Origin of the sequence: Bradyrhizobium sp. SZCCT0153, from assembly GCF_018129995.1 — a bacterium.
Classification (GTDB): Bacteria; Pseudomonadota; Alphaproteobacteria; order Rhizobiales; family Xanthobacteraceae; genus Bradyrhizobium; species Bradyrhizobium japonicum_G.
The window spans coordinates 251,834-265,840 of record NZ_JAFCKS010000002.1 but is presented as its reverse complement, the minus strand read 5'-3'; the positions used below and the strand labels follow the sequence as shown (position 1 = coordinate 265,840).

12 protein-coding genes are annotated in these 14,007 nt (G+C 63.6%); 4 read left to right on the top strand and 8 right to left on the bottom strand.

Annotated features, from left to right (window positions below):
- Positions 1–1,089, bottom strand: coding sequence for an ABC transporter permease (locus tag JQ572_RS09130; RefSeq protein ID WP_211382676.1), 1,089 nt, complete (start codon positions 1,087–1,089; stop codon positions 1–3).
- 79 nt (positions 1,090–1,168) lie between these two features.
- Positions 1,169–2,632, bottom strand: a complete 1,464-nt coding sequence (locus JQ572_RS09125; protein ID WP_211382675.1) for a CmpA/NrtA family ABC transporter substrate-binding protein — start codon at positions 2,630–2,632, stop codon at positions 1,169–1,171.
- 693 nt (positions 2,633–3,325) lie between these two features.
- Between JQ572_RS09125 and JQ572_RS09120 the strand changes: the two genes are divergently transcribed.
- A complete protein-coding gene (locus JQ572_RS09120) occupies positions 3,326–4,165 on the top strand; it encodes a formate/nitrite transporter family protein (RefSeq protein ID WP_211382674.1) in 840 nt (279 codons plus the stop codon).
- Between the two features lie 61 nt (positions 4,166–4,226).
- Entirely contained in the window at positions 4,227–5,963 is a 1,737-nt protein-coding gene (locus JQ572_RS09115) for a bifunctional protein-serine/threonine kinase/phosphatase (protein ID WP_211382673.1), read from the top strand.
- A gap of 64 nt (positions 5,964–6,027) precedes the next feature.
- Here JQ572_RS09115 and JQ572_RS09110 read toward each other — a convergent pair whose 3' ends face one another.
- The gene (locus tag JQ572_RS09110) at positions 6,028–6,501 is read right to left on the bottom strand and encodes an SRPBCC family protein (RefSeq protein ID WP_211382672.1); all 474 of its coding nucleotides are present in this window, start codon (positions 6,499–6,501) and stop codon (positions 6,028–6,030) included.
- Between the two features lie 38 nt (positions 6,502–6,539).
- On the bottom strand, positions 6,540–7,409 hold the full coding sequence (locus JQ572_RS09105; RefSeq protein ID WP_211382671.1) for an SDR family oxidoreductase: 870 nt from the start codon (positions 7,407–7,409) through the stop codon (positions 6,540–6,542).
- Between the two features lie 102 nt (positions 7,410–7,511).
- Here JQ572_RS09105 and JQ572_RS09100 point away from each other — a divergent pair, with 102 nt between their 5' ends.
- The gene (locus JQ572_RS09100) at positions 7,512–8,405 is read left to right on the top strand and encodes a LysR family transcriptional regulator (RefSeq protein ID WP_211382670.1); all 894 of its coding nucleotides are present in this window, start codon (positions 7,512–7,514) and stop codon (positions 8,403–8,405) included.
- Between the two features lie 28 nt (positions 8,406–8,433).
- Here the strand turns inward: JQ572_RS09100 and JQ572_RS09095 are convergent, their stop codons facing one another.
- Positions 8,434–9,351 (bottom strand): intradiol ring-cleavage dioxygenase, encoded by a 918-nt coding sequence (locus JQ572_RS09095; protein WP_211382669.1) that lies wholly within the window; start codon positions 9,349–9,351, stop codon positions 8,434–8,436.
- A 172-nt stretch (positions 9,352–9,523) separates the two neighbouring features.
- On the opposite strand from JQ572_RS09095, the gene JQ572_RS09090 reads away from it, so the two are divergent.
- A complete protein-coding gene (locus JQ572_RS09090) occupies positions 9,524–10,798 on the top strand; it encodes a serine hydrolase domain-containing protein (RefSeq protein ID WP_211382668.1) in 1,275 nt (424 codons plus the stop codon).
- A gap of 52 nt (positions 10,799–10,850) precedes the next feature.
- Here JQ572_RS09090 and JQ572_RS09085 read toward each other — a convergent pair whose 3' ends face one another.
- The 3 genes from JQ572_RS09085 to JQ572_RS09075 all read right to left on the bottom strand — a co-directional run bounded on the left by JQ572_RS09085 (position 10,851) and on the right by JQ572_RS09075 (position 13,761).
- Positions 10,851–12,170 (bottom strand): TRAP transporter large permease, encoded by a 1,320-nt coding sequence (locus JQ572_RS09085; protein WP_211382667.1) that lies wholly within the window; start codon positions 12,168–12,170, stop codon positions 10,851–10,853.
- The gene (locus tag JQ572_RS09080; RefSeq protein WP_211382666.1) at positions 12,167–12,679 is read right to left on the bottom strand and encodes a TRAP transporter small permease; all 513 of its coding nucleotides are present in this window, start codon (positions 12,677–12,679) and stop codon (positions 12,167–12,169) included. The genes JQ572_RS09085 and JQ572_RS09080 overlap by 4 nt, the downstream gene beginning before the upstream one ends.
- A gap of 83 nt (positions 12,680–12,762) precedes the next feature.
- The gene (locus JQ572_RS09075; protein WP_211382665.1) at positions 12,763–13,761 is read right to left on the bottom strand and encodes a TRAP transporter substrate-binding protein; all 999 of its coding nucleotides are present in this window, start codon (positions 13,759–13,761) and stop codon (positions 12,763–12,765) included.
- Positions 13,762–14,007 lie beyond the last annotated feature (246 nt).

Sequence of the window (14,007 nt, the reverse complement as noted above, 5' to 3'; positions counted from 1 at the left end):
TCAGCGCTGGCTGGAAAAGGTGAAAGCGGACTGGAGCGCGTACATCACGCGATCAAGCAGGAAGCCGATGATACCGATCGTCAGGACAGCCAGGATGATCCGCGCCAGCGACTGCGACGAGCCGTTCTGAAACTCGTCCCAGACGAACTTCCCAAGGCCCGGATTCTGCGCGAGCATTTCCGCCGCGATCAGCACCATCCAGCCCACGCCGAGAGAGAGTCGCAATCCGGTGAAGATCAGCGGCAGCGAACTTGGCAGAACCAGCTTGGTGACGGTGCGCCATGTCGGCAGCTGCAGCACGCGCCCGACGTTGAGCAGGTCCTTGTCGATCGAAGCCACTCCAAGCGCAGTGTTTATCAACGTCGGCCACAAAGAACACAGCGTCACCGTGATGGCGGAGATGACCAGCGACTTCGGCAGCAATTCCGACGGGTTCACGTAAAGCGCCGAGACCACCATGGTCACGATCGGCAACCACGCAAGCGGCGATACCGGCTTGAATATCTGGATCAGCGGGTTGAGAGCACCGTTCATGGTCCGGGAGAGGCCGCACAGAATGCCGAGCGGCACCGCGACAAGCGTCGCTACGGCAAAGCCGAGCGCCACCGTCAGGAGGCTGGTCAGGATCTGGTCGAAATAAGTCGGCTTGCCGGCATAGCCGCGATGCCGGACATCCTCGGGATGACCGTCGGCCACCACCTTGGCGTTGCGTGCGTCCTGGCGCTCATAGAAGGCCGCTTGCTTGGCGCGCTCGGCCAGATGATCGGCGTAGAGGTTTCCGGCCTGCGTCCAGACCTCGGCCGGCCCGGGGATGGCGCCGAGCGACGTCTTGACCCGCGGCGCGGCCCAGGCCCACGCTAGAAGGAAGACGCCGATGCCGATCAACGGCACCAGCAATCCCTGGCGCAGCTCCTTCAACTGCGGCTTGACGCTGTCGCCGGCCGCGATGCGTGCCAGCGGCACGAGCCATCCCAGTCCGAGGATGTTGAGATAGATCGCCGCCGCGTTGATGCGCGCGAACACCCGCTCCCGGCGGGCGCGCTTGCGTTCCTCTGCGCTCAGGTCGATGTAGTCGGTAACCACTGCCATAGCCTTGTCCCCCGGCGTTCATCGCCCGACTTCGAGTAAGGAGGCCGGGCCGGCCTGACGGCGGCCCGGCTCATGCGCGTCAGCCGTCGATGACCTTGGCGCCGTCGATCTTCTGCTTGCCCTTCAGACCGATCTTCAGGCTGTCGATGTAGGCGTTGGGCTTGCGACCGTCGTAGCTGAGGCCATCGATGAATTCCGCGGTCGGCGCGCGATAACCGTCGCTCTCCCAGGGGAAATCTTCCTTCTTCGCCTTGCCGTCGGCGATCAGGAGCTTGGCCGCGGAAAGATAGATGTCCGGACGGTACACGCTTTTGGCCGTTGCCTCGTACCATGTGTCGTCCCTGGCCTCCGCGATCTGCCCCCAGCGGCGCATCTGCGTCAGATACCAGACGGCGTCGGAATAGTAGGGATAGGTCGCGAAATAGCGAAAGAACACATTGAAGTCGGGAATGGAGCGCTTGTCGCCTTTCTCGTATTCGAAGGTGCCGGTCATCGAGTTGGCGATGACCGCCTTGTCGGCGCCGACATATTCGGGCTTCGACAACAGCTCGACGGCCTTGGCGCGATTGGCGTTGGCATTCTCGTCCAGCCACATCGCGGCACGGATCAGCGCCTTGGTCAGGGCCAGCACGGTGTTGGGATTCTTCTCGGCAAAGGCCGCAGTGATGCCGAACACCTTCTCCGGATTATTCTTCCAGATCTCGTAGTCGGTGATCACGGGAACGCCGATGCCCTTGAACACCGCGGCCTGGTTCCAGGGCTCGCCGACGCAGTAGCCGTTGATGGTGCCGGCTTCGAGCGTCGCCGGCATCTGCGGCGGCGGCGTCACCGACAGCAGCGCTTCGGCCGCGACCGTTCCGGTCACGTCGCCGGACGAATAATAGCCGGGATTGATGCCGCCCGACGCAAGCCAGTAGCGCAGCTCGTAATTGTGGGTCGACACCGGGAAGACCATGCCCATCTTGAAGGACTTGCCGTCGGCTTTCAGCTTCTCGATCGCCGGGCGCAGCGTATCGGCCTTGATCGGATGCACGAGCTTGCCGCTCGCATCCTTCGGGATGTTCGGCTTCATCATCGCGAAGATCTCGTTCGAGACCGTGATGGCGTTGCCGTTCAAGTCCATCGAGAACGGCGTGATAATGTGTGCCTTGGTGCCGAAGCCAATCGTGGCCGCCAGCGGTTGGCCCGCCAGCATGTGCGCGCCATCCAGTTCGCCGCTGATGACGCGGTCGAGCAGAACTTTCCAGTTGGCCTGCGCCTCCAGCGTGACGAATAGACCTTCGTCCTCGAAGTACCCGTTCTCCTTGGCGACGGCGAGCGGCGCCATGTCAGTGAGCTTGATGAAGCCGAGCTTCAGTTCGTCCTTTTCGGGCTTGAGCGCGGCGGCGCGGACGCGGCCGGGAGCGACAGCAAACGCCGCGGCGACGGTGCCTGCGGCGAGGAACGTGCGGCGGTCGAGCAGCATAAGCGCGTTCGCGCTGGCTCCCCCAAGATGGTGGCCGTGACGACCGCTGCGCGAGGACTGATCAGTTGGCTTCGTCATTGAATGTGGTGATCCTTTGTGACCGGAGCGACCATCCGCACATGCCGACCACACGACGCGCACGGCGGCACGTCTCCGGGGAGGCCCCGGATGGCGGAAGTCACAATTCGGATGGAGATCTTCGAGGGACGGCATCGATGGCGTCGCGCCTTCTCAAACAAAAAGCGTGCCAGAGCGAACAATTCGACAATACCAAGCAAAAACAGAGCGTTGTGCCGAGGAGGCTGTTGGTGACAAATCTCGGCGCGCCGTCAAATTCGGCTAACCGCTCAGTCTTTGTGCATCGCACAACAATTAGGCAGACCTGACTTTTCGTCTCTTCTGAACCTTGGTCCGTCGGTGCTCCGCTCGGCATGCAAGGGTGGCCAAAACGCGCCACAACCGCGCCAGCAGGCCGTCGCGATCCCCGGCCCATCATCTGGCACATGGATTGCTTCCAGAATAACCACTCAGTCAACGACGACTGCGGTCCGCCGACATGTTGAGGCCTCCAAAGGCTGAAACTCGGGGAGAGCAATATTGCTTCGCTGGGCCCGTTTTGGCGCAGTCGTCGTCACGCGATCCCAAGCGAGATTCCGAATTCCTTTGGCCCGCAGATTCCCGGTTCGCCGGCTCGTGCGGAGGCAGTGGCCTGACAACGGTACCGTCCGAAACCGCCGCGCTATCTATTCACACGAGCAAAAGGAACCATTGATGTCGTATCTCGCGCCTTCGGAATTCGTCACCAAGATGGTGGATGCGGGCGAATCCAAGATCTTCATGTCCACCCGGGATACCATCATTCGGGCCTACATGGCCGGCGCCATCCTCGCGCTCGCTGCCTGGTTCGCCGTCACCATCAACGTGAACACGGGCCAGCCGATCATCGGCGCGTTGCTGTTCCCGGTCGGATTCTCGATGCTCTATTTGTTGGGCTTCGACCTTTTGACCGGCGTGTTCGTGCTGGCGCCGCTGGCGCTGATCGACAAGCGCCCGGGCGTTACCGTCGGCGGCGTATTGCGGAACTGGGGTCTTGTCTTCATCGGCAATTTCGCGGGCGCCCTTACGGTGGCCTTCATGATGGCCTTCGTCACGACTTTCGGCTTCACGCAGGACCCGGACAAGGTCGGCGCGGCGATCGGCAATATCGGCGAAGGCCGAACGCTCGGCTATGCAGCGCACGGCGCGGCCGGCATGGCGACGCTGTTCATTCGCGGCATGCTCTGCAACTGGATGGTCTCGACCGGTGTCGTCGGCGCCATGATCTCGACGTCGGTCCCCGGCAAGGTCATCGCGATGTGGATGCCGATCCTGGTGTTCTTCTACATGGTGTTCGAGCATTCCGTCGTGAACATGTTCCTGTTCCCGTCGGGGCTGATGCTCCACGCCAAGTTCTCGATCATGGACTACTTCATCTGGAACGAGATCCCGACCGTGCTGGGTAACCTCGTGGGCGGTCTCGCCTTCACCGGCATGACGCTCTACGCCACGCACGTCATGACCCTGCCGAAGCGCCAGCCCGGCAAGGCCACGCATCCCCGCGTCGCGGCCTGATCAAACAACGTCTCGACAGGGGAGCCTCGCCCGAGCAGGGTGAGGCTCCCTTCTGCCGGTGATGACGATGACCCGCGGACTTCACATCTCGGTCGGCCAGCATTCCGACAAGGGTCGCAAGCCCGTCAACCAGGATTTTCACGGCGTCCTGATTCCGGACGAGCCGATGCTCAGCCTGAAGGGCATTGCGGCCGTCCTCGCCGACGGCATCTCCAGCAGCACGGTGAGCCAGATCGCCAGCGAGTCGGCGGTCAAGAGCTTCCTGATGGACTATTACTGCACGTCGGAATCCTGGACGGTGAAGACCTCCGCGCGCCGCGTTCTGGATGCGACCAATTCCTGGCTCCATGCGCAGACGCGCAAGAGCCAATACGCCTATGACCGCGACAAGGGCTACGTCTGCACGCTGAGCGCCATGGTCATCAAGGCGACCACCGCGCACATCTTCCATGTCGGCGACTGTCGGGTCTACCGCGTCGCCGGCAAGGCGCTCGAGCAGTTGACCGACGATCACCGGATCATCGTCTCCTCAGAGCAGACCTATCTCGGCCGCGCGCTCGGCATCAATCCGCAGCTCGAGATCGATTACCAGAGTTTCGAGATCGAGGCCGGCGACACGTTCCTGCTGGCGACCGACGGCGCCTATGAATTCGTCGATGCGCGCTTCATCACGAACGCGCTCGGCGAGCATGCAGCCGAGCTCGACGGGGCGGCGAAGGCGATCGTCGAGGAAGCCTACCGGCGCGGCAGCGACGACAACATCACCGTCCAGATCCTCCGTATCGATGCGGTACCGCAGCGCGAGCCGGCCGGCATCTTCAATCAGACCTCACAATTGCCGCTGCCTCCGCTGCCGGAGCCGCGGGCGATGTTCGACGGCTACAGGATCGTCCGGGAAATCCACGGCAGCAGCCGCAGCCATATCTACCTTGCCGTCGACGCCGAGACCGAGCAGCCGGTCGCGCTCAAGCTGCCGTCGATCGATTTGCGCGACAATGCCGCCTATCTCAAACGCTTCCTGATGGAGGAATGGATTGCGCGCCGGATCGACAGTCCGCACGTGCTGAAGCCGCTGTCACAGTCGCGGCGGCGCAGCTATCTCTATGTCGCAACCGAATTCGTCGAAGGCCAGACCCTGAGGCAGTGGATGACCGACAATCCGCGCCCCGATCTCGAAACCGTGCGCGGACTGATCGAGCAGATCGCATCGGGCCTGCGCGCCTTCCATCGCATGGAGATGCTGCATCAGGATCTCAGGCCCGACAACATCCTGATCGACAAGACCGGCACCGCGAAGATCATCGATTTCGGATCGGTCAGGGTGGCGGGCGTCGCAGAGGCCGCGCCGCCGGGCGAGGCCGACGACATCCTGGGTACGGTTCAGTACACGGCGCCGGAATATTTTCTCGGCGAGGGCGGCTCGCCGCGCTCCGACATGTTTTCGCTGGCGGTGATCTGCTACCAGATGCTGACGGGAAAGCTTCCCTATGGCACGCAGGTCGCCAGGATCCGGCGCAAGCCGGACGTGCGAAGGCTCAAGTACCGTTCGGCCGACGACAACCGCAACGTGCCTGCGTGGGTCGACGGCGCGCTCAGGCGCGCGCTCAACCCGGATCCCTACAAGCGGCACCAGGATCTGTCCGAATTCGTCTTCGAGCTTCGCACGCCCAATCCGGCCTATCTCGACACGCGGATCACGCCGCTCTTGGAGCGCAGCCCGCTGATGTTCTGGAAGCTGACCACGGCGGCGCTCGCCTGCGTCGTGGTCGTCCTGCTTGCGCTGCTGCACGCGCGCTGATCAAGGGTGTGGCCTCGGGCTGCCTCCGGAGAGGCAGTCCCGTGGCTCACGTTTGTTGTGATGATCAGAGCTTGCCTTCGGCGAGCAATTGTTGTGTGCGCTTCAGCGTCGACAGCAGGGCGGCCTTGTAGCCCGTGTCGCTGTCGAACTGCGCCTGTTCGGCCTGCTCTTCGGGGCCGAAGGGCTTCTTGCCGCGCAGGCCCGTGTAGCAATAGAACCGCAGTTGCAGCGCGCCGGCTTCGCCCTCGAACAGCTCGTTGACGATCGCGCCTTCGCGCGGACCGGCGGCCTGGAAGAAGGTCACCTTGCGCTCCGGCTCGAAGCTGATGATCTCGCGCAGATCGTCGCCTGCGATCGTGGCTTCGCGCACGATGTGCGTCGCGCTCTCCTCCACCACCTCACAGCGGGTGCAAAGATCGGGTGGAAGAAACAGCCGCGCATCGCGGGCCTTGAGAACCAGGCCTTGCCAGACTTGCGCGCGGGTCAGCGGCGTCTCGCCTTGCGGATTCACCGGAACGGTGGCGGTCGAATAGATCATGATCGTAATCCTTGTTGATGTGATCGACACTTGCCGCGTCAGGCAGAGGCCGCGATCTCGGAGACGAAGTCGCGATAGGAGCGCAGGGAACGGCCCAAAAGCGCGGTCAGCCGCTCGACGTCGCCGGCCTCGGGGACCATTCCCTCGGTGAGGAAACGCTCGCTCATCAGCCGCATGTCGAAGGCCATCCAGCTCGGCATGAACTGCCTGAGATTCTTCTCGAAGGCGGCGGTATCGTCACCGGGATAGGAGATCGCGCGACCCAGCACCTCCGACCAGACCGCGGCGGCTTTCGCGCCGGTCAGCGTCTCGGGACCGACGAGATTGATGCGAGTGAGTGGAAGCGGCGCTGCGGCTCGCTCACGACGGAGGAGCTCGATGGCCGCGATCTCGCCGATGTCGCGTGCATCGATCATGGCCAGCCCCCTGCTCCCGATGGGCATCGGGTAGATCCCGTAGCCGGTCACCACATCCTTGATCGTGACATCGTTGTTCATGAAGTAGGCGGGGCGCAGGATGGTGGCGTTGAAGCCCATCTGCTCGATCATCCGCTCGACGCCGAACTTGCCCGCAAAGTGCGGCACGTTCACGTAGCGATCGCTGTGGATCACCGAGAGATAGACGACCCGCTCGACGCCAGCCTCGCGGGCCAGGTTGAGCGCAATCAGCGCCTGCGTGAATTCATCGGGTACAACGCCGTTGAGCAGAAACAGGGTGGAGACACCCGAGAGAGCGCCGCGGAGCGAGTCGACGTCGAGCAGATCGCCCCGCACGACGGTGACGCCCGCCGGCAGGTTTGCCTTGGCGGGATCGCGGGCAAGGGCGCGGACATCGGCGCCGCGCTTGACGAGCTGTTCGACGACGTGACGGCCGATGGTGCCGGTTGCGCCGGTAACGAGGATGGTCATGGGATCACTCCGGGTTGGGGTCAGAAGACATCCGGGAAACTAGCGATCCACATTTGAACCGATAGATGATATATCTAGACAGACTGTCTCACTGGTGGAACGATGGACCTGCTCGCACTCGCCGATTTCAATCTCGTCGCCCGGCACGGCGGGTTCGGACGGGCCGCACGGGCCGCCGGGCGCCCGAAAGCCACCCTGTCCCGGCGGGTCGCCGAGCTGGAGGCCGCGCTCGACCTGCGCCTGTTCGAGCGCGGCGCGCGCGCCCTGAAACTCACCCAGGAAGGACGCGCCCTCTACGAGCGGACGGGCGCACTGCTCACCGAGCTCGACGAGACGGCAGCCGCGATCGCTTCGGGCGGCAACAGGCCGCGGGGCAGCTTGCGGATCAGCGCACCGCTGCTGTTCTCCCAGACCGCGATGGGCAAGCTCGCCGCTGCGTTTGCGCTGAGATACCCCGAGGTCCGGCTCGAGATCACGACGGAAGACCGGGCCGTAGACATGGTGGAGGAAGCCTATGACCTCGTCATTCGGGTCAATCCGGATCCGGACGAGAGCCTTGTCGGAAGGATTTTTCTGCGCGACCGGCTGGTGGTCGTGGCGAGCCCTGACCTGGAACGACCGACGGACAATGTCGTGGCTCCCGCTGTCGTTCGCGGGGCAGGCGATCGGACTAAGGCTTGGGACGTGACGGGCCCCGTCGGAAGATCCCGCATCGCGGTCGATCCTGTCCTTCGCCTGTCATCGCTGGTCATGGTCCGCGATGCTGTCCGGGCCGGGGTCGGCGCCGGATGTCTGCCGGTTTCTCTTGTCAGCCACGACATCGCCGCCGGCACGCTGGTGCATTGGGGTGACGTCGATGGACCGGAGATCACGTTGTGGACGCTCTACCCATCGCGGCGATTGCTCAGCGCGCGCGTATCCGCCTTCCTCGACTTTTTGAAGGAAGCCTTTCCAATGGGTACGCCTGACGAGCTTGCCGCCTATCTCGGCACATGAGAGGCGGCGCATGCGGCTCGCCTGATCGTCAGGCCGGCTCCTCGCTTTTCACCCCCAGAGGCTTCGGCGCCATGCCGCCGCCCGGCTTGAGATGGAATTCGTAGCTCATCAGGTGCCACTGCCCGTTCGCCTTGGTGCCGTCGGGCATCGCCGGATCGTTGCGCGGCTCGACCTTGGCGACGAGATCGTCCTTGACGCCGAACACCACGTCGGAATCCAGATATTTGTCGCCGTCCATGAAGACGTGGGTGATCAGCGGCTCGTAGCCCTTGGCATTGACCAGGAAATGCACATGCGCCGGGCGCATCGGGTGGCGGTTGGTCTGCACGATCATCTCGCCGACCGGACCGTCGGTCGGGATCGGGTAACTGCACGGCAGGATGGTGCGGAAGAAGAAACGGCCGTCGCCGTCGGTGATGAAGCGCGCCCGCGCGGAGGCGCCGACCGCGTCATAGTTCGGCTTCTGTGAATCGTAGAAGCCGTCATCGTCGGCGTGCCAGACGTCGACGGGGACATTTGCGAGCGGCTTGCCCTTGAGATCGGTGACGCGGCTCTGCACGAACATCCGTTCGCCGGTCTGGTTGTTCGGCGAGATGTCGGTGCCGTGGGCCGTCACCTTGTGCTCGCCCACATAGAACGGGCCGAGCACCGTCGTCTGCGTGGCGCCCTCGCGCTCACGGTGGTTGACCGCGTCGACCAGCATGGAGACGCCGAGCACGTCGGACAAGAGGATGAACTCCTGGCGGGTGTCGGTGCATTTCTGGCCGGTGCGGGTCAGGAAATCGATGGCGTATTCCCATTCCTCGAAGGTGAGACCGGTCTTGCTCACGTAATCGTGCAGCGACTTCACCAATTCCTGGAGCAGGAATTTTGCGCGCGGGTTCGGCGTCTTGTCGAAGCTTTCGACCACTGCTGCGGTGAGTTCGGTCTCGTTGAACTGGGTCATGGTGCGTTTGCCTGCGTTTTCTCGTTGGCCCCATTGGGGATCTTTGGGGCTGCTTGGAGGCGTTCCAGGCTGGAGCCTACACCAACCGGCCGGCCGGCGTTAAGCGCGACCGGCTTGGAATGAGACCGCCATTTCGGCTATCAACGTCGGACAAAACTGCCCGGAGGAACCGATGCTCGCCCCTACCCCCGCCTCGCCCGAATCCGTGGGCATGTCCAAGGCCGCGCTCGACCGCGTCGATGCGCATCTGAAGAGCCGCTACATCGATGCCGGCCGCTTCCCGGGCACCCATTTGCTGGTCTATCGCCGCGGCAAGATCGCCCACAGCTCGGTGCAGGGCCTTGCCGACGTCGAGCGCAAGCTGCCGGTCAAGGACGACACCATCTACCGCATCTATTCCATGACCAAGCCGCTCACCAGCGTCGCCTTCATGATGCTGGTCGAGCAAGGGCTGGTCGCGATCGACGAGCCCGTCGCCAAATACATTCCGGAATGGAAGGATCTCGGCGTTTTCGTCGCCGGCACCGCGCCGGCCTTCCTGACCCGGCCGCCGGCGCGGCCGATGCTGATCGTCGACCTGCTGCGCCACACCTCCGGCCTCACCTACGGCTTCCAGCAGCGCTCCAACGTCGATGCCGCCTATCGCACTGAAAAGATCGGCGAGGTCGAGAAGGCAGGCACCCTCCAGACCATGATCGAGAGCCTCGCAAAGATCCCGCTGGAGTTCTCGCCGGGCGAAGCCTGGAACTACTCGGTGGCGACCGACGTGCTCGGCTACCTCATCGGCAAGATCTCCGGTATTCCCTTCGAGCAGTTCCTCAAGACACGGATCCTCGATCCGCTCGGCATGACCGACACCGACTTCCACGTGCCGGCCTCGAAAGCCCATCGCTTCGCCGCCTGCTACTCGGCCGATCCGGGCGGTGGCATGACCTTCCATGCCGGCCAGCGCCGCGAGGGCCTGACGCTCCAGGACGATCCCACCAAGAGCTCGTTCCTCTCCCCGCCCTCCTTCATCTCGGGCGGCGGCGGCCTGTGCTCGACGGTCGCCGACTATCTCACCTTCTGCCGCGCATTGCTCAATGGCGGCGAGCTCGGCGGCGTCAGGCTGATCGGGCCGAAGACGCTGGCGCTGATGACGACCAACCACATTCCGGGCGGCCGCTTCCTCCCCGAGGTATCGCGCTCGCTGTTCTCCGAAGCGACCTATAACGGCATCGGCTTCGGCCTCGGCTTCGCCGTGACCATGCGCCCGGCGGAGACGCTGATCGCCGGCAGCCCCGGTGAATACAATTGGGGCGGCGCGGCCACGACGTCGTTCTGGATCGACCCGGCCGAGGAGCTGATCGCGATCTTCATGACGCAGGTGCTGCCGTCGAGCGCCTATCCGCTCCGGCGCGAGCTGCGCAGCATGGTCTACGCCGCGATCACCGAGAGCAATCTGTAACCAATTGAATCGATCTCGCGGCCGACGGCCGCGGGATCGCGATATCGCGCCCTCATTTGAGCATCTCCGGCACGATCAGACGCGGCAAGAACAGCGACACGCCTGGCCAGATGATGACTGCCGCCAACACGAGCAGCATCGGAATCAGCATGATCACCGTGTCCTTCAGCGCGTAACGCAGCCGCACGCCGGCGATCGAACAAGCGATCATCAGACATAAGCCATAGGGTGGCGTCACCAGTCCGAAGGCCAGCGATACGATGGAAATGATCGCGAACTGGACCGGATGGAGCTCTACGGACCTGGCGAGCGGCTCCAGCACGGTGCCGACGATGATGATCGCAGGGATGGCGTCGAGGAAGCAGCCCACCACCAGAAAGCAGAAGGCGATGAAGAAGCCGGCCGTGACGGTGCCCATCCCCCATGTCGAGACATTGGCCAGAAGCTCCTGCGGAATCTTGTAGTAGGCGAGCAGCCAGCCGAACGCGCTGGCCGTGCCCACGCAAAACAGCGCGACACCGGCCAGACGCCCGGTGTCTAGCAAGGCCTTGTACAGTTCGCGTGGACCCGTCTCGCGATAGAAGAAGGCCGAGAGCACCACGGAATAGAGCACCGCGACGCAGGCGGACTCGGTCGCCGTGAACCACCCGAGCAGAATGCCGCCAACGATGATGAACGGCGTCATCAGCGCCGGTATCGACTGCCAGATGGCGCATCGCATCTCGACCCAGGTGGTCTTCGGATAGGTCGGGTAGCCACGGCGCACCGCATAGATGTGCACCGTCGCCATCTGCGCGCCCGCGATCAGCAGGCCCGGCACGATGCCGGCCAGATACATCGCCGCAATCGAGGTCGAGATCAGCCCGCCCCACACGATCATCAGGATCGACGGCGGAATGATGACTGCAAGCACCGCAGAAACCGCAGTGATGGCGATGGAGAACGAAAGGTCGTAGCCCTCCCTGGTCTGGGCGTCGATGAAGATTTTCGACTGGCTCGCCGCATCCGCGGTGGAGGAGCCGGAGATGCCGGCAAAGAACACCGACAACACGACGTTGATCTGCGCCAGTGACCCCGGCCAGTGCCCGACCATCGAGCGCGACAACGCCACCAGCCGGTCGGTGATGCCGCCGATGCTCATCAGGTTCGCCGTCAGCAGGAAGAACGGCACCGCCAGCAGGATGAATGAATTGTAGGCGTTGAAGGTTTCCTGCGCGAGCGTCATCAGCGACAGATGCGGCTCGATCAGCAGGATCGGCACGCAGGCAAGGCCGAGCGCGAAGGCGACCGGCACACGCACGATGAGCAGGCCGACGAAGACCCCGAACAGCACCATCGCGGCCTGTCCGGCGGAAAGCACATTGCCGCTCATCGCTCCGCCCCAGCCAGAATGCGCATTTCATCGACGATCTGTTCGCCGGCAAACGCGATCCACGTCGCGCCGGTCACCGGCCAGGCGACGTGGATCAGCCAAAGCGGCAGATCGGCCAGTTCCGAAGTTCTGTTCCAGGCAAAGCGCGTGAACTCGATGCCGGCGGAGACGAACACCAGCGCCAGGGCCAGCACACCGAGCCGCGCGAGGATCCGCACCGTGGCCTCCGCACGCCGCGACAGGTCAGGCCACACGTCGACCTCGAAATGCTGCGCTTCCCGCACACCGACCATCGCGCCGATCATGATCGTCCAGATGAACAGGAACCGCGCCATTTCCTCAGTCCAGATGTAGGATGGAATGAACGGCGTGTAGCGTGAGATGATCTGCAGCGTGACCGGAATGACGAGGACGCCGACGCAGGCGGCCAGCAGGAATTCCAGCAATCTCGCATAGGCCGCCGTTACGCGACGCCACAGCGGTGCGGACGGGACGGGCATTTCAGACATTTGGGCTCCGTGCGGCAGTTCGTCCGCTGCGTCCGGGCAGGAAGCGGGGCCTGCCCGGATTGTTGTCGACGGACGCAACGACCTCAGGCGACGTTGATCTTCTCGAAAATGCCTTCCGCACCGATTTCCTTGGCGTAGGCGGCCATCACGGGGTCGGCGAGCTTCTTCATGGCGTCCCGCTCCTCGAACGGAACGCGCTTGAGCTTGCCGGCCTTCTCGAGCGTGTCGAGCTTGACGACCTCTTCGCTCGATTCGAGCTGACGGCCGTAGTCGCCGGCCTCCTTGCCGGCCTTCATGATCGCGTCCTGCAAATCCTTCGGCAAGGTCTTCAGCGTCTTCACCGAGAAGCAGATCGGCCGGATCGACACCGCGTGCTGTGTCAGGTTGAGATGCGGGGCCACTTCGTAGAACTTCATCGCCTCGACGCCTGCCGCCTCGTTTTCGCCGGCCGATATCACGCCGTTCTGGATCGCGTTGTAGATTTCGTTATAGGCGATCACCGTCGGGCTCATGCCGACCGCCGCAAAGGTCTTCGACCAGATCGGCGCGCCCTGCACGCGAACCTTGAGGCCCTTGAGATCGGCGAGATTCTTGAGCGGCTTGTTGGCGAAGATGTTGCGGATGCCACCACCGGCATACCCGATCAGAACGACCTCGGCTTTCGCCGCGACTTCGTCGGCGATCGGCGCCAGGATATTGGCTTCGACGACCTTGTTCATGTGCTCGATGCCCTTGAACACGAAGGGCGCATCGATGAACGGGGCCGCCTTGGCGAAGGTCGACATGTGGGCCGGCGAGACGATGCCGTAGTCGACCGCCTTGCCCTGCGACATGTACTCGAAATACTGCTTCTCGAGGCCGAGCGAGGAGTTCTTGTGCAGCGTGAAGTTGACCGGCTTGCCGTAGTACTTCTTGACCAGCTCTTCGAACCGGATCAGTGCCCGGTTGAAGGCGTGGTCGTCGTTGAACTGGACCGCACCGTTCAGCGTGATCGGCGCCTGTGCCCTGGCGATCGACGGCATGCCGACCACGGCCGTCGCAGTGGTCGCGCCGAGCCCAGCGAGAAATGATCTTCGCTTCATCCTCTGCCCTCCCTTTGATGCTCCGGCCCTGTAGCCGGGCCGTGAGCGCAGCCGGTATGCGGCTTGCGAAAGGGAAGCGTAGGGAAAACATCGGCGGGACGGAAGTCATTTCGCGCGCGCGGGAGGTACTCTTCGTCGCAGGGGCCGCTCCTGCGCGGGCTGTTGCACTGCAACTCGCGCTCCCGCCGGCGCGCGGCAGGCTACGGGGGCCCTCCCATTCAGCAAGAGGCGGACGACTTGGGATAC

Excerpts from the sequence above, each read along its gene's own strand:
- JQ572_RS09130 (WP_211382676.1), bottom strand. The coding sequence starts at position 1,089 with ATGGCAGTGGTTACCGACTACATCGACCTGAGCGCAGAGGAACGCAAG.
- JQ572_RS09125 (WP_211382675.1), bottom strand. The coding sequence starts at position 2,632 with ATGACGAAGCCAACTGATCAGTCCTCGCGCAGCGGTCGTCACGGCCAC.
- JQ572_RS09120 (WP_211382674.1), top strand. The coding sequence starts at position 3,326 with ATGTCGTATCTCGCGCCTTCGGAATTCGTCACCAAGATGGTGGATGCG.
- JQ572_RS09115 (WP_211382673.1), top strand. The coding sequence starts at position 4,227 with ATGACGATGACCCGCGGACTTCACATCTCGGTCGGCCAGCATTCCGAC.
- JQ572_RS09110 (WP_211382672.1), bottom strand. The coding sequence starts at position 6,501 with ATGATCTATTCGACCGCCACCGTTCCGGTGAATCCGCAAGGCGAGACG.
- JQ572_RS09105 (WP_211382671.1), bottom strand. The coding sequence starts at position 7,409 with ATGACCATCCTCGTTACCGGCGCAACCGGCACCATCGGCCGTCACGTC.
- JQ572_RS09100 (WP_211382670.1), top strand. The coding sequence starts at position 7,512 with ATGGACCTGCTCGCACTCGCCGATTTCAATCTCGTCGCCCGGCACGGC.
- JQ572_RS09095 (WP_211382669.1), bottom strand. The coding sequence starts at position 9,351 with ATGACCCAGTTCAACGAGACCGAACTCACCGCAGCAGTGGTCGAAAGC.
- JQ572_RS09090 (WP_211382668.1), top strand. The coding sequence starts at position 9,524 with ATGCTCGCCCCTACCCCCGCCTCGCCCGAATCCGTGGGCATGTCCAAG.
- JQ572_RS09085 (WP_211382667.1), bottom strand. The coding sequence starts at position 12,170 with ATGAGCGGCAATGTGCTTTCCGCCGGACAGGCCGCGATGGTGCTGTTC.
- JQ572_RS09080 (WP_211382666.1), bottom strand. The coding sequence starts at position 12,679 with ATGTCTGAAATGCCCGTCCCGTCCGCACCGCTGTGGCGTCGCGTAACG.
- JQ572_RS09075 (WP_211382665.1), bottom strand. The coding sequence starts at position 13,761 with ATGAAGCGAAGATCATTTCTCGCTGGGCTCGGCGCGACCACTGCGACG.